Source organism: Geodermatophilus sp. YIM 151500 (genome assembly GCF_025716945.1).
Classification (GTDB): domain Bacteria; phylum Actinomycetota; class Actinomycetes; order Mycobacteriales; family Geodermatophilaceae; genus YIM-151500.
Genome location: NZ_JAOVZT010000008.1, coordinates 50143 through 69021, shown reverse-complemented (window position 1 = coordinate 69021; position 18879 = coordinate 50143). Strand labels below are relative to the sequence as shown.

Genomic DNA, 18879 nt, shown 5'->3' with positions numbered 1-18879 from the left:
CGCGGCCACCTGACACCGCTCCGGGTCCCGGACGACAATGTCCCCATGCGGTTCATCGACGACCGGCGGCCGGCGTACGACCTGACGTACGCCGACGTGTTCATGGTGCCCAACCACTCCACCGTCGGCTCGCGGCTCGAGGTCGACCTGACCACGCCCGACGGAGTGGGCACGACCATCCCGGTCGTCGTCGCCAACATGACCGCGATCTCCGGACGGCGGATGGCCGAGACCGTGGCCCGCCGCGGCGGGCTGGCCGTGCTGCCGCAGGACATCCCGGTCGACGTGATCGGCGACGTCGCCCGCTGGCTCAAGACGCGGCACCCGGTCTACGACACCGCGATCACCCTCGGGCCGACGTCCACCGTCGCCGAGGCGCTGGCGCTGCTGACCAAGCGCGCGCACGGCATCGTCGTGGTGGTCTCCGACGGCGGCTCGGTGCTGGGCCTGGTCACCGACGGCGCCTGCCGGGACGTCGACCGGTTCACCCAGCTGTCGCAGGTGATGGTCGACGACCCGCTCACCGTCCCCGCGGGCACCGACCTGCCCAAGATCTACGACGTGCTCGCCGACGCGCGGGTCGAGGCGGCGCCGGTGGTCGAGGGCGACCGGCTGGTCGGCGTCATCACCCGCAAGGGCGCGCTGCGCTCGGCGATCTACACCCCCGCCGTCAACGCCGCCGGGCAGCTGCTCACCTCGGCGGCGGTGGGCATCAACGGCGATGTCACGGGCAAGGCGCGCGCGCTGCTCGACGCCGGCGTCGACGTGCTGGTCGTCGATACCGCGCACGGCCACCAGGAGAAGGCGGTCGAGGCGGTGCGCGTGGCCCGGTCGGCGGCCGGGGCCGCGGTGCCCGTGGTCGCCGGCAACGTGGTCACCGCCGAGGGCACCCGGGACCTGCTCGAGGCAGGGGCGGACGTCGTCAAGGTCGGCGTCGGCCCCGGCGCGATGTGCACCACCCGGATGATGACCGGCGTCGGGCGGCCGCAGTTCTCGGCGGTCGAGGAGTGCGCCGCGGAGGCCCGCTCGCTCGGCAAGCACGTCTGGGCCGACGGCGGCGTCCGGCACCCGCGCGACGTCGCCCTGGCGCTGGCCGCGGGCGCGGCGAACGTGATGGTCGGCTCCTGGTTCGCCGGCACCTTCGAGTCGGCCGGTGACATCCACGACGACGGCGCGGGCCGGCTGTACAAGGAGTCGTTCGGGATGGCGTCGGCGCGCGCGGTCAAGGCGCGGACGTCGGCGCAGTCGGGCTTCGAGCGGGCCCGCGCCGGACTGTTCGAGGAGGGCATCTCGTCGTCCCGGATGTACCTCGACCCGGCCCGGCCCGGCGTGGAGGACCTGGTCGACGGGATCGTCGCCGGCGTCCGGTCGTCGTGCACCTACGCGGGCGCGCGGACGATCGACGAGCTGCACGCCAAGGCGGTGCTGGGGGTGCAGAGCGCGGCCGGCTACGAGGAGGGCCGGCCGCTGCCGACCTCCTGGTGAACCCGCTCCCACCCGCCCGGTTCGAGGAGCTGGTCGCCGACGCCCTCGACGAGGTGCCGCCGGAGCTGATGGACCTGCTCGACAACGTCGTCGTCCTGGTCGAGGACCGCAACGAGGAGGAGCCCGACCTGCTCGGTCTCTACGAGGGCTACGCGCTGACCGAGCGCGGCTGGCAGTACGGCGGGGCGCTGCCCGACCGGATCATGATCTACCGCGAGGCCATCTGCGACATCTGCGAGACCGAGGACGACGTGGTCGAGGAGGTCACGATCACCGTCGTCCACGAGATCGCGCACCACTTCGGCATCGACGACGACCGCCTGCACGAGCTCGGCTGGAGCTAGGCCCCCGGGTCCCCACGCCTCGCACGCTCGGGGCGGGCCCCTGCAGGAGGGCCGTTCCAGCGCCCGACCACCGGGTAGCGTGGGACGACGTGCCCTCGGACGTCGCCACGACCGCAGCCGCCGCCGTCTCCCCCACCCCGGTGAGGACCGGCGGGCTGCCGATCAAGATGCTGCACGACCGCATCCTGGTGGCGCTGCGCAAGGAGGACGGCGAGCGCCGGTCGAGCGGCGGCATCCTCATCCCGGCGACCGCCCAGGTGGCCAAGCGGCTGGTGTGGGGCGAGGCCCGCGGGGTGGGCGGCAGCGTCCGGCAGGTGAAGGTCGGCGACCAGGTGCTGTTCTCCCCCGAGGACCAGCACGAGGTCGAGGTGCACGGCGAGGAGCTGATCATCCTGCGCGAGCGCGACGTGCACGCCGTCGCCGCGGAGCGCATCGAGGAGTCCACCGGCCTGTACCTGTGACGCCCCCCTGGCAGGCTGGCGGGATGACCGACGCTCCCCTGCGCGTCGTCGTCCTCGGGCCCGGCGGGGTCGGCGGGCTGGTCGCGACGCTGCTGGCCCGCGCCGGGCACGACGTCACCTGCCTGGCCCGGCCGGACACCGCCGCCCACCTCGACGAGCACGGGCTGCGCCTGGTCAGCGACCGCTACGGCGAGCTGACGGCGCGGGTGCGCGGCGCGGAGCGGCTCGACGGACCCGTCGACGCCTGCGTCGTCGCGACCAAGGCCACCGCCCTGGACGGCGCGCTCGAGCGGGTCCGCCCGGCCGCCCTCGGGGCGGCCGTGCTCGTGCCGCTGCTCAACGGCGTCGAGCACCTCGCCCTGCTCCGCGAGCGCTATCCGGCGGCGCGCACCGTCGCCGGGGCGATCCGGGTCGTGGCCAGCCGCACCGGGCCGGGCGAGATCCGGCACGAGGGGCAGCTGGCCGCCGTCCAGCTCGGGCCCGGCGCCGACGGGCTCGCCGCCGCGCTGGCCGGCGCCGGCTTCGACGTCGAGGTCCGCCCCGACGAGGCCGGGCTGCTCTGGGACAAGCTCTGCTTCCTCGCCCCCGTCGCGCTGCTCACCACGGCCGCGGCGGCACCCCTGGGCGCGGTGCGCGACCGGCACGGCGACGACCTGCGGGCGGTCGTCGAGGAGGTCGCCGCCGTCGCCCGCGCGGAGGGGGCGCCCGCCGACGCCGCGGCCACCTGGCGGTTCACCGAGGGCGTCCCGGCCGGGATGACGTCGTCCATGCAGCGCGACGCGGCCGCCGGGCTGCCGACCGAGCTGGAGGCGATCGGCGGCGCGGTGCTCCGCGCCGCCGAGCGCCACGGCGTCGACGTGCCGGTGACCAGGCGGATCGTCGAGGAGCTCCGCGCCCGCCTCCCGTAGGCGCTCGGTCGTAGGCGCTCGGTCAGCCGGCGTCGTCCCCGGGCGGGCGCTGGTGCCGGACGGCGACGTCGGTCATCTCGGTCAGGAACCGGCGGACGACGGCCAGCTCCGCGTCGGTGTAGGACCCCATCGCCGCGAGCAGGTCGCGCTGCAGCCCGCCGAAGAACTCGGCGCCCGCCGCCATCGACGTCGCGGTCATCTCGAGCACCACGCGCCGGCGGTCATCCGGATCGCGCACGCGGCGCAGGTGGCCGGCCCGCTCGAGCCGGTCGACCAGGGCGGTCACCGACGCCGAGCTGAGGTCGACGGCGGCGCCCAGCGCTCCGGCGGTCAGGGCCGCCCCGGCCCGGGCGGCATCCATGATCGCGACCAGCGCCCGGACGTCGGTGCGGCCGAGGCCGTGCAGCTCGGCGAAGCGCGCCCCGACGGCGTCCAGCTCCACCGACAGCCGGCGCAGCAGCAGCGCGACCTCCTGCCGCTGCGCGTCGCCCACCGGTCACCTCCCGTTCGGTTGCGCCGTCGCGCCGACGACCCTAACGTCTCGATTGTCGAGATTATCGCCGATCGAGAGAACGAGCACCATGGCCCGTCTGCGCTGGCTCCTCCCCGCCCTCGTCGTGCTCGTCTGGCTGGGCGCGGCCGCCCCGCTCGGCGCGCTCAGCGGCCGGCTGACCGGCCTGCAGGAGAACGACACCGCGGCTTTCCTCCCCGACAGCGCCGAGTCCACGCGGGTGGCCGAGCTGCAGGCGGGCTTCTCCCCGGTGCAGGCGATCCCCGCCGTCCTGCTCTGGGAGGGCCCCGATGCGCTCGACCAGCAGACCCTCGTGACCATCGGCGAGCGCGTCGAAGAGGCCGCGCGGGTCGCCGAGGAGGCCGGCGCCCTGGTCGGCGAGGCCTCACCCCCCATCCCCGCCGACGACGGCCGGGCCGTCCAGGCCTTCCTGCCGCTGACCCCCGACCTCGGCGACGAGATCATCACCGTGGTCGCCGAGCTCCGGGAGACCGTGCCCGTCGAGGGCACCGACGCCTACGTCACCGGACCGGGCGGCATCTTCGCCGACTTCGCCAACGGCTTCGCCGGCATCGACGGGCTGCTGCTGCTGGCCGCGTTCGGCGTCGTGCTGCTCATCCTGCTGGTGGTCTACCGCAGCCCGCTGCTGCCCTTCCTGGTCATCGGCACCGCGGGCCTGGCGCTGACCGCCGCCAACGCCGTCGCCTACCTGCTCGCCGACGCCGGCCTCATCACCGTGAACGGGCAGAGCCAGGGCATCGCGGCGATCCTCGTGGTCGGTGCCGCCACCGACTACGGCCTGCTGCTCGTCGCCCGGTTCCGCGAGGAGCTGCGGCGGGAGCACTCGGCGCACGCGGCGATGCGCACCGCGCTGCGCCGGTCGTGGGAGCCGATCGTGGCCTCCGGCGCCACCGTCGTCCTCGGTGTGCTGTGCCTGCTGCTGTCGGACCTGGCCTCCAACCGCGGCCTGGGCCCGATCTCGGCGGTCAGCGTCAGCCTCGCCGTGCTCGCCGCGCTGACCTTCCTGCCCGCCGGCCTGGTGCTGCTCGGCCGCGCCGCGTTCTGGCCGTTCCGGCCGCGGTACGGCGTCGAGCCGCGACCGGGCCGGGGCTGGCAGCGGGTCGCCTCCCTGGTCGGCCGGCGTCCGCGCCGGGTGCTGGCCCTGAGCACGCTCGCACTGGTCGCCGCGGCGCTGTTCGCCCCGTCCTACGACGCCGACGGCATCACGTTCACCGACGCGATCCGCGGCGAGTCGAACGCCGTCGCCGGCCAGGAGGCGCTCGAGCGGCACTTCACCGCCGGCATCGCCAGCCCGACGGTCATCGTCGCGCCGGAGCAGAGCTGGCCGGCGGTCGCCGAGGCGGCGGCCGGGGTCGAGGGTGTCGCCTCGGTCGCGCCGTACACGGGCGCGGGCGCGGGGCCCGCGCCGGTGGTCGTGGACGGACTGGTCCGCCTCGACGCCACGCTGGCGGTGGCCCCCGACAGCGTCGCGGCGATCGAGACCGTGCAGGAGCTGCGGACGGCGCTCGACGGCGCCGCACCGCAGGCGCTGGTGGGCGGCGACACGGCGAGCAACCTCGATGCGCGGGAGACCGCGGCCCGCGACCTGCGGGTCATCGTCCCGGCGGTGCTCGTGGTGATCACCGTCGTCCTGGCGCTGCTGCTGCGCTCGCTGGTCGCCCCGCTGCTGTTGGTGGCCACCGTGGTGCTCAGCGTGCTGGCGACCGCCGGCGTCGCCGCGCTGCTGTTCGACGGCGTCTTCGGTTTCCCCGGAAGCGACCCCGGCATCCTGCTGATCGCCTTCGTGTTCCTCGTCGCGCTGGGGATCGACTACAACATCTTCCTGATGACCCGCGCCCGGGAGGAGTCGGCGCGGCACGGCGCGAAGCGGGGCGTCCTGACCGCGCTGGCCGTCACCGGCGGGGTGATCACCAGTGCCGGGCTGGTCCTGGCCGCGACGTTCGGTGCGCTGTCCGTGCTGCCGCTGCTGTTCCTGACCCAGCTGGCCTTCCTCGTCGGCTTCGGGGTGCTGCTCGACACCTTCGTCGTCCGCTCCCTGGTGGTGCCCGCAGCGGTGGCGATCGTCGGCGACCGGGTCTGGTGGCCGGGCCGGCCGGCCCGCCGCCCGGCGTCCGAACCGGAGCCCGAACCCGAGCTCGCCCCGGTGTGACCTCCCCACGCCCCCGGGTTGGTGCGCTCGCGTGCCCTGTGCTCTGAGTGCGGGGTGCACTCGGAGCACAGGGCACGCTGGGACAGGGAGGAGGGGAGGCGTCGGCGCCGCGGAGGCCTCCGGAGCGGCGGCGCATCGTCGCCCTGGCCCGCACCGGTCGCCGGGTCAGCCCGATGAGCCCTCGCGCAACCGGCGCAGCCAGGCCTCGGCGTCGGCGAAGGCCGCGTCGTCGGCGTCCGGGGGAACCGGCTTGTTCTCCCGTCCGTCGGCGCGCGCGTAGGAGCCGAGGAAACGGACGTCGTCGCAGACCCGGTGCAGCGCGGCCAGCGCCTCCCCCACCCGCCGGTCGGCCACGTGCCCCTCGCAGTCGAGGGAGAAGGAGTAGACGCCGAGCCGCTCGCGGGTCGGTCGCGACTCGATGCGGGTCAGCGAGATGCCGCGGACGGCGAACTCCGACAGCAGCGACAGCAGCGCGCCCGTCCGGTCGCCGACGACCGCGACCAGCGAGGTCTTGTCGTTGCCGGTGGGCGGTCGGAGCGGGCCCGGCGGGGTCACCAGCACGAACCGGGTGACCGCTCCCCGGTGGTCGGCGACGTCGTCGACCAGGCGGATCAGGCCGTAGCGCTCCGCGGCGATGGGCGCGCAGACGGCGGCGTCGTGCTCGCCGTCGGCCACCGCGCGCGCGGCGGCCGCGGTGGAGCCGGTCGGCAGGGTCGCCAGGCCGTGCCCGGCCAGCCACCCGGCGGCCTGCGCCAGCGCGTGCGGGTGCGAGACCACGGTGCGGACGTCGTCGAGCGCCATCCCCGGCCGCGCGGCCAGCGTCAGCTCGACGGTGAGGAAGACCTCGCGGGTGATGACCAGCGGGTCACCGTCGGCCAGGCCGTCCATGGTCGCCGGTACCGAGCCCTCGATCGAGTTCTCCAGCGGCACGAGGGCGGCGTCGGCGTCACCCGACCGGACGGCGGACAGCGCCGCGGCCACACTCGGCTGGGGGTACCGCGCTCCCTCCGAGGAGGCAGCGACGCTGCGGAGGGCCGCTTCGGCGAAGGTACCCTCGGGCCCGAGATAGGCGAACCGCGTCGGTGGCGTGCTGGTCGGCATTCCGCGCACCCGGCGAGGGTAGTGCGGGCGGGTCGGGGCGGGGTCCTCACCCGGGGGAGGCTGCCTCGCTGTCGGCAGTTCCGGCCGCACGGCCGGCCCACCGTCGTCTGGAGGAACGCGTGATCGCCCGCCCGGCTCGAGTCACCGAGGGTGACCCGGAGGCTGCGCTGTGGCGTCTGCTCGCCGCGGGCGACAGCGAGGACGTCCCGGCGTACCTCGCGCTGCTCGACGCGGCGCAGGAGGAGCTCGACGCCGGTACCGCGCAGCCGGAGCCGGCCGGCACCGGGCGGGACGCCGACGCCGCCGCCGGGCGCACCGCCTGGCGGCACGCCCTGGCCGCGCGGCGGCTGCTGGTCGAGGCCGACGCCCAGGCCGCATCGGCGGAGGTGACCGCCGCCCGGGAGGCCCTCGACGGCTGTTCGCCGACCGCGGACAACGCGCTGGTGCTGGCCTGGCTGGCGCACGTCGAGGTCACCGCCGACCACGCCGACGCGGCGATGCTGCTGGCCGTCGACTCGAGCCTGCTCACCGAGAGCTTCACCCCGGCTCAGGCCTCCCGCGCGCTGCTGCAGGCGCACCGCTGGCTGTCATTCACCCTCGCCGCGCTCGACCTCGAGGAGCTGGCGGTCGTGCACGCCGACCGCGGGCACGGTGTCGCCCTGGCCCTGCCCGACCCCGGAGACCGCTGGCGGATGCTGCTGCTCTCCGCCCAGCAGCACGCCGAGCTGGCCCAGACGCTGCACCGCCGCGGCGAGCACGAGCGGGCCCGCGAGCTGGCCCGCGCCGCCGTCGACCAGGCCACCGCCGCCCGCGCACTGCCGTGGGAGCCCGAACCGGGGCCCGCCGACCTGCTCGACGTCGTCCAGGCGTGGGCGCTCACCTGCCGCGACGAGCTCGACGACGCGCTCGGCCCGCTGCGCCGGTCGCGTCGCCGGGTGCACGAGGAGGGCACCCTCTGGCTGCGCGGCCTCACCGACCTGGTGCTCGCCCGGCTGCTGGTCCGGCTGGCCGCCCGCGACGACGAACCGGCCACCGGCGAGGAGGCGGTGCAGCTGATGGTCGACGCCGCGTCCGCCTTCGTGGTCGCCGGTGATCGCCGCCGCCACCGCCAGTGCCTGCTCGAGCTCGGCCAGGTGACGGCCGCGCAGGGCCGTCCCGCGGAGGCGCTGCACTGGCTGGAGGCCTATCGCGCCGACACCCGGCGCGCGCACGCGCACAGCCGCCAGCTGTGGGCCGAGATGTTCGTGCGCCGCAGCCGGCTGCGCGAGGCCGAGCGGCAGACCGCACTGCTGCGCCAGCACGCCCTCGAGGACCCGCTCACCGGCCTGGGCAACCGGCGCAGCGCCGAGCGCCGCCTGACCTCGCTGCGGCTGGGCGAGGAGCCGCTGTCGCTGGCCGTCGTCGACGTCGACCGCTTCAAGGAGGTCAACGACGGCGGCTCGCACACCTCGGGCGACGTCGTGCTGCGCCGGGTCGCCGATCTGCTGCTCGAGCACAGCCGCGCCGGCGACGAGGTGTTCCGCTGGGCCGGGGACGAGTTCCTCGTCGTCCTGCCGACGGCGACCGAACCCCAGGCCGTCGGGGTCATGGAGCGGCTGCGCACCGCCGTCGCCGGCGCCGACTGGAGCGACCTGCGGCTGCCCGAGCCGGTGACCGTCAGCATCGGGGTGGCGACCGCTCCGGCCGTCGCCGGTGGGGCGCCGCCGGTGGCGAGCTGGCGGGCGCTGTTCGACGCCGCCGACCTGCACCTCTTCTCCGCCAAGCGCAGCGGCCGCAACCGCGTCCGCGCGCCGGGCGCCGCCCCCGACGACGACCGGTCGGCCGGCGGGACGCCCGCGTGAGCCCCCGCCGCGGCTGGGGCAGGTGGGGCGGGACGGACGTCGTGCGGCGTGGCTCCGGTCATGTGCTCGACACCCGATCGGACGCCGTGCACAGTGCGCTGGTGCCACCGGGAGCCCTGCACCAGCGGGTGACCGCTGCGCTGGCGAACTGGCGGCTGGACGACGCCGAGGAGCTGCTCGCCGACGTCGAGCGGTTCCCGCCGCCCTACGTCGTCCCGGACCCCGGGAGCGACACCGCCGACGCCGATCCGGCGGCCGGGGACCCGCAGCGCACGCTGGGCCGGGCGTGGGCCGACACCCTCCGCGCCGAGCTGCTCGTCCGGCGGTTGCGGCTGGCCGGTTTCACCCTGGTCGGCGATCCGGTCGACGAGGCCGACGAGCCGGGCCTGGACCTGCACGCCGGGGTCACCGACCTCATCGACCGCAGCACGGGCGCCGCGGCCCCGACGCCGGGGACCCCGGGGCGGACCGGGACCGACGGCGACGGCCGCGGCGAGCAGGCCTCCCGCGCGGCGCTGGCGATCGCGCTGGTCCGCTCGGCGAAGGCCGCCTTCGACGCCGCCGACGACGACCTGCAGCGCGCCGCCGGGCTGGCCCGGCACGCGCGGATCGAGCTGCTCTCCCGCCGCATCGACGCGGCCATGGACGAGGCCGTCGAGGCGGCGAGCCTGCTCGACCCGGGCCTGGAGCCCGGCCCGCTGCTCGTCGACACGCTGGGCACGCTGGCCGCCGTCCTGGCCGACCTCGAGTTGATGCCGCTGGCCCTCGACTACCAGCGGCGGGCCCTGCTGGCCGCCACGGCGGCGGCCGAACGGCCGCGGGCGCCGGAGGACGGCGACCCGCGGCAGGTGGTCGCGACCGCCGCGGTCCGCCTCGGCGAGCTGTGCGCGGAGCTGGGCGAGGGCCTGCTCGACGACGGGACGCCGGAGGCGGCCCGGTCGCACTTCACCGAGGCCCGCGCGCTGGCCGAGCGGGCGCTGGGGCTGCTCGGCGCCGACGAGCCGCTGCGGGCCGCCGCCCTGGTCGTGCACGGCTGGGCGCTGGTCGGCCTGGAGGAGCACCGCGTCGCGGCACGGCTGCTGCGCGAGGCCGTGCGGGCGACGACCGCCGCCGACGACCGCGCCCTGCTCGCCTCCGCCCGCCTCGCGCTCGGCCGGGCGCTGCGCCGCCAGGGCGACCCCGGCGCTGCCGACGAGCACCTGGCCGCGGCGCTCGACCTGGCCACCGAGCACGGGCTGCCGCGGCTGCGCCGGTCGGCGCTGCGCGAGCTGTGCACGCTGCACGCCGAGTTGGACGACGCCGGCCGCGCGCTGCCCTACCTGCAGGCCTACCTCGCCGACGAACTCGACCGGGTCGACGAGCGGCGGACCCGCTGGGTGGAGCTGTTCGACCGCCGCAAGAACCTGCTGGAGACCGAGCGGGCCGCCGGGCAGCTGCGCCGGCAGGCCTACGAGGACCCGCTGACCCACCTGCCCAACCGCCGCTACGCCGAGGCACGGCTCGACGGGCTGCTGACCACCGGCGCCGCCCCGGCGCTGGCCGTGGTCGACGTCGACCGGTTCAAGGAGGTCAACGACGCGATCGGCCACCCCGGCGGCGACGAGGTGCTGCGCCGGGTCGCCGAGGTGCTCGTGGCCGGCTGCCGCGACACCGACGAGGTGTGCCGCTGGGCCGGCGACGAGTTCGTCATCCTGCTCCCGGACACGACCGCCGAGCAGGCCGAGCGGGCCCTGGAGCGCTGCCGCCGGGCGCTGGCCGCGCACGACTGGGCGGCCCTCGGGTTGCCGGAGCCGGTGACGATCAGCGTCGGCATCGCGTCGGCGGCCCGCGGCGACGACCGGCGCACGCTGTTCGCCGCCGCCGACGGGGTGCTGTACGACGCCAAGCGCAGCGGGCGGGACCGCGTCGTCCGGCTGTCCGGGGTGACCCAGACGCGGACGGGCGCGGACGCGGGCTCCGGCGCGGGGACGACCAACCCGGGAACGGCCGGCACGGGAGCGGCCGAGACCGGGAGGTCAGGTGCGGGAACGGCCGGCACGGGGGCGGCCGGCACGGGGGCGGCCGGCACGGGGGCGGCCGGTCCTGCAGCGCCGGGGCAGGTGCCACCGCAGGAGCTCCGCGGGACGGTCTTGCCCCCGGACGACGCCCGGGGCTTCGGCGCCCTGCTGGTCGAGCCGGTGGACCCGCCGCTGGGCACGGACCGGCCGGGTGAGCCGCTGCTCGGCCCGCTGCCGCCGTGGGCGACGGCCCGGGACGACCGCCCCGCCCCGGCGGACCGGTCGCGCCCGGCGCGGGTCGAGCCCGAGGTGGTCTGGGGGACCGGCCGCAGCACCGAGCAGGTGCTCGCGCTGGTGCGCGAGGCCCGGCGGGACCACCCCCACCGGCCGACCGTCGTGCTGCGGGCCGCGCCCGAGACGCTGGTCGCGGTCGCCGGCGAGCACGACGCGTACACGACGATGGACGCCGCCGCGATGGCCGCCGCGGTCGGGCCGGTGCCCGAGCCGGTCGGGCGGATCGCCGTCCTCAGCACGGCCGGTGACGCGCCGGTCGCGGCGGAGACCGCGTTCGTCGCCCGGGTCGCCGGCACCGAGGTGGTCCGCGTCGACGCCGGGAGCGGCCGGCTGCCGGCGCTGCTGGCCGACCGCACGCTGCTGCCCGAGGTCGACTGCCTGGTCGTCGTCACCGGCGCGGACGCCGCGCTGGCCGGCCTCCTCGGCACGGTCACCGACGTGCCGGTGCTGGCGGTACCGACCTCGACCGGCACGCCGGGCGCGCTCGGCGGGCTGGGCGCGGTGCTCGCCGTGCTCGGGTCGCCCGCGCCGGGTGTCGCGGTGACCGCGGTGGACGACGGCTGGTCGGCCGGCGTCTTCGCCGCTCGGGTCGCCCGCCGGTGACCTCCCGGTCCCCGGGCTCGCGCGGGGGGTGGCTCCTGATCGCGGTGTCGCGACGTGCGGGAGCCGGAGGCTCCCCCGAGGAGTGACGGGAACGGCTCCGCGCGACGGGGGCCCCTGATCGCGGTGTCGCGACGAGCGGGGGGCCGCAGGCTCCCCCGAGGAGTGACGGGAGCGGCTCCGCGCGCGGGGGGTGGCTCCTGATCGCGGTGTCGTCCGGTAGGACGACCATGTGATCGCGTGGCTGGACCTGTCCGCGGGCGCGTCGGGGGACATGCTGCTCGGCGCGCTCGTGGACGCCGGCGTGCCGCTCGACGTGCTGCAGGCGGCCATCTCGGCGCTGCCCGTCGAACCGGTCACGCTGTCGGCCGAGCCGGCCGCGCGGCACGGCCTCGGCGGCACGCGGGTGGTGGTGCACGCGCCGGCGTCCGACGTCCGGCGCACCTGGGCCGACGTCCGGGCCCTGCTGACCGGAGCGCCTCTGGACGCCGCAGTGCGGGACGGCGCGCTGGACGTCTTCGCGCGGTTGGCTCGCGCCGAGGGGCGGGTGCACCGGGTGCCCGCCGAGGACGTGCACTTCCACGAGGTGGGGGCGCTGGACGCGCTGGCCGACGTGGTGGGCGTCGTCGCGGGGCTGGCGCACCTGGCGCTGGACCGGCTGGTCGCCTCGCCGATCGCGCTGGGCAGCGGGTCGGCGCGCGGCGCGCACGGCGTGGTGCCGATCCCCGGCCCTGCGGTGCTCGAGCTGCTGACCGGGGTGCCGGTGCTGGCCGGGCCGGTCGCCGCCGAGATGTGCACCCCGACCGGCGCGGCGCTGCTGGCCGCCAGCGTGACGGACTGGTCCGACCTGCCGGGGATGCGGGTGCAGCGGGTGGGCGTCGGCATCGGCGGCCGCGACCCCGCCGAGCTGCCCAACGTCGTGCGCCTGGTGCTCGGCGAGCCGACCGGCGGGGACGGCGCGGCAGGGGCGGTGGTGCTGGAGGCCAACGTCGACGACCTCGACCCGCGGCTGTGGCCCGGCGTGCTGGACGCCCTGCTCGCGGCCGGCGCCTCGGACGCCTGGCTGACGCCGATCCTGATGAAGAAGGGCCGCCCGGCGCACACCCTGTCGGTGCTCTGCTCCCCGGCGGCGGTCGAGCGCGTGCGCGCCACGGTCTTCGCGCACACCTCGACGATCGGGCTGCGCACGCTGCCGGTGGGCAAGGTGGCGCTGGAGCGCACGACGGCGTCGGTGGAGGTGCTCGGCGGCCGGGTCGGCGTCAAGGTGGCGTCGTCCGGAGGCCGCGTGCTGAACGTGGGCGTGGAGTACGAGGACGTCGCCGCATTGGCCCGGGAGGCCGGCGTCCCGGTCAAGGAGGCCCTGCGCGCCGCCACGACCGCCGCGGAGTCGGCCTACCCGGTGGCCCGCGACGACGACCAGGTCACCCGTCCCGCGACTCCGCCCACTCGGCCAGGCGCCGTTCCGCCTCCTCCGGGCTGACGTCCTCGACCCGGGTCATCACCGCCCAGCGGTGCCCGAACGGGTCGTAGATCGACGCGAAGCGGTCGCCGGTGACGAAGGTGCTCGGCTTCTCCCGCACCGTGGCGCCGCGTTCGACGGCCGCGGCGAACACCGCGTCGACGTCCGGCACGTAGATGCAGGTCGAGCCGCTGACCCGGTCGTCCGCGTGCCCGGTGGGAGCGGCCAGCCCGTACGCGTCGTTCGGGTCACCCAGCTGCAGCCGCCCGGTGCCGTAGTCGAGTTCCGCGTGCACCACCGTGCCGTCGGGGCCGTCCATCCGGCTGACCGTCGTGGCGCCGAAGACCTCCTCGTAGAACCGGATGGCCTCCGCGGCCGGCGCGCAGACGAGGAAGGGGGTCAGGGTCGTGTAGCCGTCGGGCCGGCCGTCGGTGATCGCCATGTCCACCACCCTGCCTACGCTGCGGCCGTGGCGTCTTGGACGAATGCGACGACCTCGCCGACCACGCGCGGCGTGCTCCGCCCGGCCGAGACCGAGCGCGTGGCCGGGCTGCGGCGGGACGCGCCGGTCGCGCCCGAGGTGGCGCCGTTCGTCGAGCGGTACTGGTCGGTGCGCTGGGACCGCACCGGTAAGCCGCCGTTCCGCTCCGAGGTGCTCAGCCACCCCAGCGTGAACCTGTCGGTGGAGAGCGGGTCGGAGCCCCGGTTCGGCGTGGCGCTGCCCGCGGTCCTGCTGCACGGGGTCGTCACCCGCCGGTTCACCGTCGACCTGGTCGGCACGGGGCGGGTCACGGCGGCCAAGTTCCGCCCGGGCGGCTGGGTGGCCTTCGGCGGCCGGCAGCCGGCGCGCAACGGCGTCGCGCCGCTGCGCCGCGAGCTCGACCTCGACCTCGACGCGGGCCGCCTGCTCGCGGAGGTGCTCGGCGAGGCCGACGACGACGCGCGCGCCGCCGTCCTCGACGCCGCGCTGGCGCCGCTGGCGCCCGAACCGCCCGCCGCCTACCTGGAGCTGCAGGCCCTGCTCGACCGGATGATCGAGGACCGCTCGCTCGTCCGCGTCGACCAGGTTGCCGCGCTGGCCGCGACGAGCACCCGCTCGCTGCAACGGCTGTTCGCGGGCTACGTCGGCGTCAGCCCCAAGGCGGTGCTCGCGCGCTACCGGCTGCAGGACGCCGCGGCGACCATCGACGCCGGCGGGGGAAGCGACCTCGCCGGCCTCGCCGCGTCGCTCGGCTGGTTCGACCAGGCCCACTTCAGCCGCGATTTCCGGGCCGTCGTCGGCATCACCCCGTCGCAGTACCACCGACAGGCTCGGCAGGTCCCGCCGGCACCCTGACGCGCAGGCCGGCGGCCACGACCGGGACGACGACGAGGAAGACGACCGCCACCGCACCGGCGCCGCCGAGCGCCGTCCCCCCGCCGAGCGCCCACGCGGCGAACACCGGCAGCGACGACAGCTCGACGCCGAGCCCGGCGACCGAGGTGATCGTGGCCCGGTGCGGTCCGGTGATGCGGTGCTGCAGCCGTGCCTCGGCGACCACGAGCACCGCCAGGTACAGCCCGTACGAGACCGCGACGGCGGCCAGCGCGGCCGGCCGCGCCCACACGGCCGCGGTCAGCAGCAGCACGCCGCTGGCGGCCAGCGCGGCGGGCAGCGCGGACGACGGCAGCCGCTCGGCCCGCCCGGCGAGCGCCGCGCCGGCCGCGCCGGCCAGCGCCATGGCCAGGACGGCGAACGGCACCGCCGCCGTCGGCACCCCCCAGTCGCCGGCCATGACCGGGAAGTACTCCTCGACCGCGTCGAGCCCGCCGACCAGCGCCGCGGCGAGCACGACCGTGCGCAGCCCCGGGGTGCGGACGGCCTCGGTCACCCCGGCGCGCAGTGTCGCGAGCACCGGCTCGGGCTCGTCGTCGTCGACGGCCCGGGGCGCCTCCGGGAAGCGCAGCGCCAGCGCGGCGGCGGCCAGGCACACGGCCACGCTGGCCCAGCCCACGAGGGCGTAGCCGCCGACGGCGAACAGCAGGCTGGCGGCGACCGCGGTCGGGATCTGCACCAGCAGCTCGGCCGAGGTCATCCAGCCGTACACGCGGGCGTAGGAGCTCGCCGCGCCGACGTCGGCCAGGCCGTCGTAGACCAGCGCCTCGGCCGCGCCGGAGACCAGCGCACCCGAGACGCCCCAGACGACGAAGCCGACGGCGAAGGCCCACAGCGCGGGGGCCGCCGTCCAGAACACGAATCCGGCCGCCTGCAGCACCCCGGCGAGGACGACGACGCCGCGGCGGGACCAGCGGTCGGCGAGCGCGCCGGCGGGCACCTCGGTCACGAAGCCCGTGACCGACCACAGCGCGAACAGCACCGACACCTGGGCACCGGAGAGCCCGGTGTCCAGGAAGAGCAGCGCGTACAGCGGGTAGTACGGCACCAGCTCGGACAGCGCGGCCCAGCCCACGGCCAGGCGGGCCAGCGGACGCGCCGCCGGCGGCAGGGCGGACGTCGAGGTAGTGCGTCAACGGAACGGCATGCCCGGAACCGTAGCGTCGTCCGGGCGTTCCGGTCACGCCGATTAGGCTTGCCGGCCGGTGCCCGCGGACGTCCGGGCCGAGGGGGGCCCGTGGTCGCGTCGGTCGTGCTGACCGCCTTCGTGCTCGTCCTGCCGGTGGAGCTGCCCGACAAGACCCTGTTCGCCTCCCTCGTGCTGGCCACCCGCTTCCCGCCGCTACCGGTGTTCGTCGGCGTGGGCACCGCGTTCGGCCTGCAGGTCGCCATCGCGGTCACCGCCGGCTCTCTGCTGTCGCTGCTGCCCGATGCCCTGGTCAGCGGGCTCGTCGCGGTGCTGTTCCTCGCGGGCGCGGTGCTGCTGTGGCGCAGCGCGTCGTCCGGTCCCGAGGAGGCCGGCGAGGCCGCCGACGCCCGGGAGCGGACGTCGTTCCTGCGCGCGGCGACGATCTCCTTCGGCGTGCTGTTCGCCGCCGAGTGGGGCGACCTCTCCCAACTGGCGACCGCCGGGCTGGCCGCCCGCCTGGAGGAGCCGCTGTCGGTCTTCGCCGGTGCGTGGGCGGCGCTGCTCACGGTGAGCGGGCTGGCGGTCTTCCTCGGCCGCACGCTGGCCGACCGGCTGCCCGTGCCGCTGATCCGGCGGGTGGCGGCCGGGCTGTTCCTCGTCTTCGCCGTCCTGGCCGCCGTGGAGACGGTGCGCACGCTGGCCTGACCGCCGATCCGACCGCACCGACCGCACCGCGTGGCGCCCGACCTCGCGCTGCAGGGTGAGGTCGGGCGCCACGCCGTGCGGACGGCGGGTCCCGCGGCGGTGGGAGCATGGCCCGCGCGATGGAAGCCACCACTCCCGACCACGCCGATGACGGCGCCGCGCCCGCCCCTCCCGGGCACCCCGCCGCGTCCGCCCCTCCCGACCACGCCGCCGTGCAGGTGACCGACCTGGTCAAGCGCTACCCCGGCCGGCCGGTCAACGCGGTCGACGGCGTCTCGTTCGAGGTGCGCCGCGGCGAGGTCTTCGGCCTGCTCGGCCCCAACGGCGCGGGCAAGACGACGACGGTCGGCATCCTCACCACCCGGGTCCTCGCCACCAGCGGGCAGGCCCGGGTCGCCGGCGTCGACGTCCGCACCGACCCGGTCACCGCCCGCAGCCGGCTGTCGGTCGTGCCGCAGCGGCCCAACCTGGACCGGGCGCTGACCGCCCGGCAGAACCTGGTCTTCCACGCCGCCTACCACGGCATGGGCCGGGCCGAGCGCAACCGGCGGGCCGACGAGCTGCTCGACCTGCTGGGGCTCGGCGACCGCGGCGGCGACAAGGTCGACGACTACTCCGGCGGCATGGCCCAGCGGCTGCTCATCGCCCGGGCGCTGATGCACGGCCCGCAGGTGCTCTTCCTCGACGAGCCCAGCACCGGGCTGGACCCGCAGGCCCGCCTGTTCGTCTGGGACCGCGTCCGCGAGCTGCGCGACCAGGGCGTCACCGTCGTCCTCACCACGCACGACATGGACGAGGCGGCCGAGCTGACCGACCGCGTCGGGGTCATGGACCACGGGCAGCTGCTCGCCCTCGACACGCCCGCCGCGCTCACCCGCGGCCTGCCGGGCAGCGCCACCCTCGAGGTCGACGTCGAGCGGGCGGACGACGACACCGACGACGGCGTGCTCGCCGCGCTGGCCGGCCTGCCGCAGGCCGAGCGGGTGGAGCCGGTCGCCGACACCGGCGCCCTGCGGGCCCGGCTCTACCTCTCCGGCGACGCCGCCGCGCTGGTCGGGCCGGTCTCCGACGCGCTGACCGCCCGCCGGGCGCGGCTCACCGGCGTGCGGCTGGGCGAGCCGAGCCTGGAGGACGTGTTCCTGTCGCTGACCGGGAGGGAGCTGCGGTGACCGCCGACGGAGGGCCGGCCGCCGGACCGCTGACCGCCGGGCCGGTGCCCGCCACCCCGACGCCGGCCGCGGTGCCCCGCCCGGACGTCGGACGCGCCTTCCGCGCCCTGGTGTGGAGGGACCTGTTCGTCACGGGCCGGGAGTTCGTGCCCTTCCTGCTCCAGGTGGTGCTGCAGCCGGTCTTCCTGCTGTTCGTGTTCGGCAAGGTGCTGGTCGACCTCGGCTTCACCGACCAGCGCTACGCCGACGTGCTGCTGCCCGGGGTGGTCGCGCTGGCCGCCTTCCTCACGGCGCTGCAGAACACCGCGTTCCCCCTGGTCATCGACTTCAGCTTCACCAAGGAGATCGAGGACCGGCTGCTGGCACCGCTGCCCACCTCCCTGGTGGCGCTCGAGAAGATCGTCTTCGCCACGCTGCGGGCCCTGGTCGCCGCGCTGGCCATGTTCCCGATCAGCTGGGGGGTGCTCGGGTCGCTGCCGGTCGGGTGGGACGACGTGCCGGTGCTGGCGCTGTTCCTCGTGCTCGGCTCGCTGGTCGGCGCGGCGATGGGCATGACACTGGGCACCTTCGTCCGGCCCAACCGCATCAACGTCGTCTTCGCCGTCGTCCTCACCCCGCTGCTGTTCACCGGCTCGACCCAGTTCCCCTGGCCGTCGCTGGACTCGCTGCGCTGGTTCCAGGTGGTGTGCGCGGTGAACCCGCTGACCTACGTCAGCGAGGCGCTGCGCGCACAGCTCGCGCCCGGGCTGCCGCACCTGCCGCCGTGGCTGTGCGCGCTGGCGCTGCTCGGCTTCCTCGCCGTCTTCGGCGTCACCAGCCTCGTCGGGTTCCGCCGCCGCGCGCTCGACTGACAGGCTGGGCGCCATGCGGTTCCGGACGACGGTGGTGCTCGGCGGGCGGACGGCGACCGGCCTGCAGGTGCCCGACGAGGTCGTCGAGGCCCTCGGCGCCGGCAAGCGGCCCCCGGTGCGGGTCACCGTCGCCGACTACTCGTACCGGACGACGGTGGCGCCGATGGGCGGGGCGTACTGGGTCCCGCTCGCCGCCGAGCACCGGGAGGCCGCCGGCGTGCGGGCCGACGAGGAGGTCGACGTCGACATCGAGCTCGACCACGCGCCGCGCGAGGTGACCGTGCCCGACGACCTGGCGGCCGCCTTCGACAACGAGACGCGCGCCCGCTTCGACGCCCTCGCGTACACGCACCGCAGGGAGTGGGTGCGCTGGGTCGAGGAGGCCAAGAAGCCCGAGACCCGCGCCACCCGCATCCAGCGGACCGTCGAGTCGATCCGGGCGGGCCAGCGGGTCCGCTGAGCAGCGGTCCCCGGCGCCG

At 76.5% G+C, this 18879-nt stretch carries 17 protein-coding genes; 13 read left to right on the top strand and 4 right to left on the bottom strand.

Annotated elements, in window-relative coordinates; translation table 11 throughout:
- The first annotated feature begins 45 nt into the window (after positions 1–45).
- From OF117_RS14555 to OF117_RS14540, 4 genes are all read left to right on the top strand, one after another.
- On the top strand, positions 46–1485 hold the full coding sequence (locus OF117_RS14555) for a GuaB1 family IMP dehydrogenase-related protein (RefSeq protein WP_263553559.1): 1440 nt from the start codon (positions 46–48) through the stop codon (positions 1483–1485).
- Positions 1482–1829, top strand: a complete 348-nt coding sequence (locus tag OF117_RS14550; RefSeq protein ID WP_263553558.1) for a metallopeptidase family protein — start codon at positions 1482–1484, stop codon at positions 1827–1829. Before OF117_RS14555 ends, OF117_RS14550 begins: the two co-directional genes overlap by 4 nt.
- An 89-nt stretch (positions 1830–1918) precedes the next feature.
- The gene (locus OF117_RS14545) at positions 1919–2290 is read left to right on the top strand and encodes a GroES family chaperonin (RefSeq protein ID WP_263553557.1); all 372 of its coding nucleotides are present in this window, start codon (positions 1919–1921) and stop codon (positions 2288–2290) included.
- A 23-nt stretch (positions 2291–2313) separates the two neighbouring features.
- Positions 2314–3198: a ketopantoate reductase family protein gene (locus tag OF117_RS14540; RefSeq protein WP_263553556.1), complete on the top strand. Its 885-nt coding sequence runs from the start codon at positions 2314–2316 to the stop codon at positions 3196–3198.
- A gap of 22 nt (positions 3199–3220) precedes the next feature.
- Here OF117_RS14540 and OF117_RS14535 read toward each other — a convergent pair whose 3' ends face one another.
- Positions 3221–3691 carry a MarR family transcriptional regulator gene (locus tag OF117_RS14535; RefSeq protein ID WP_263553555.1) on the bottom strand — a complete coding sequence of 157 codons (471 nt, stop codon included), beginning with the start codon at positions 3689–3691 and terminating at the stop codon, positions 3221–3223.
- An 88-nt stretch (positions 3692–3779) separates the two neighbouring features.
- Between OF117_RS14535 and OF117_RS14530 the strand changes: the two genes are divergently transcribed.
- On the top strand, positions 3780–5879 hold the full coding sequence (locus OF117_RS14530) for an MMPL family transporter (protein ID WP_263553554.1): 2100 nt from the start codon (positions 3780–3782) through the stop codon (positions 5877–5879).
- A gap of 165 nt (positions 5880–6044) precedes the next feature.
- Here the strand turns inward: OF117_RS14530 and pheA are convergent, their stop codons facing one another.
- Positions 6045–6980 (bottom strand): prephenate dehydratase, encoded by a 936-nt coding sequence (gene pheA / locus OF117_RS14525; RefSeq protein WP_263553658.1) that lies wholly within the window; start codon positions 6978–6980, stop codon positions 6045–6047.
- 119 nt (positions 6981–7099) lie between these two features.
- On the opposite strand from pheA, the gene OF117_RS14520 reads away from it, so the two are divergent.
- From OF117_RS14520 to larC, 3 genes are all read left to right on the top strand, one after another.
- Positions 7100–8821, top strand: coding sequence for a sensor domain-containing diguanylate cyclase (locus OF117_RS14520; protein WP_263553553.1), 1722 nt, complete (start codon positions 7100–7102; stop codon positions 8819–8821).
- A gap of 101 nt (positions 8822–8922) precedes the next feature.
- The gene (locus OF117_RS14515) at positions 8923–11715 is read left to right on the top strand and encodes a diguanylate cyclase domain-containing protein (RefSeq protein ID WP_263553552.1); all 2793 of its coding nucleotides are present in this window, start codon (positions 8923–8925) and stop codon (positions 11713–11715) included.
- Positions 11716–11944: 229 nt separating this feature from the next.
- On the top strand, positions 11945–13192 hold the full coding sequence (larC, locus tag OF117_RS14510; protein ID WP_263553551.1) for a nickel pincer cofactor biosynthesis protein LarC: 1248 nt from the start codon (positions 11945–11947) through the stop codon (positions 13190–13192).
- On the opposite strand, the gene OF117_RS14505 is transcribed toward larC, so the two are convergent.
- Positions 13134–13613 carry a VOC family protein gene (locus tag OF117_RS14505; protein ID WP_263553550.1) on the bottom strand — a complete coding sequence of 160 codons (480 nt, stop codon included), beginning with the start codon at positions 13611–13613 and terminating at the stop codon, positions 13134–13136. The genes larC and OF117_RS14505 overlap by 59 nt on opposite strands.
- 27 nt (positions 13614–13640) lie before the next feature.
- On the opposite strand from OF117_RS14505, the gene OF117_RS14500 reads away from it, so the two are divergent.
- Positions 13641–14507, top strand: a complete 867-nt coding sequence (locus OF117_RS14500) for a helix-turn-helix domain-containing protein (RefSeq protein ID WP_263553549.1) — start codon at positions 13641–13643, stop codon at positions 14505–14507.
- On the opposite strand, the gene OF117_RS14495 is transcribed toward OF117_RS14500, so the two are convergent.
- Positions 14455–15621, bottom strand: a complete 1167-nt coding sequence (locus OF117_RS14495) for an MFS transporter (protein ID WP_263553548.1) — start codon at positions 15619–15621, stop codon at positions 14455–14457. The genes OF117_RS14500 and OF117_RS14495 overlap by 53 nt on opposite strands.
- 162 nt (positions 15622–15783) lie before the next feature.
- On the opposite strand from OF117_RS14495, the gene OF117_RS14490 reads away from it, so the two are divergent.
- From OF117_RS14490 to OF117_RS14475, 4 genes are all read left to right on the top strand, one after another.
- On the top strand, positions 15784–16380 hold the full coding sequence (locus tag OF117_RS14490) for a TMEM165/GDT1 family protein (protein ID WP_263553547.1): 597 nt from the start codon (positions 15784–15786) through the stop codon (positions 16378–16380).
- A gap of 119 nt (positions 16381–16499) precedes the next feature.
- On the top strand, positions 16500–17549 hold the full coding sequence (locus tag OF117_RS14485; RefSeq protein ID WP_263553546.1) for an ABC transporter ATP-binding protein: 1050 nt from the start codon (positions 16500–16502) through the stop codon (positions 17547–17549).
- Complete coding sequence (locus OF117_RS14480) at positions 17546–18400, top strand: ABC transporter permease (protein ID WP_263553545.1); 855 nt, start codon at positions 17546–17548, stop codon at positions 18398–18400. The genes OF117_RS14485 and OF117_RS14480 overlap by 4 nt, the downstream gene beginning before the upstream one ends.
- Before the next feature lie 13 nt (positions 18401–18413).
- A complete protein-coding gene (locus OF117_RS14475) occupies positions 18414–18860 on the top strand; it encodes a YdeI/OmpD-associated family protein (protein ID WP_263553544.1) in 447 nt (148 codons plus the stop codon).
- Positions 18861–18879 lie beyond the last annotated feature (19 nt).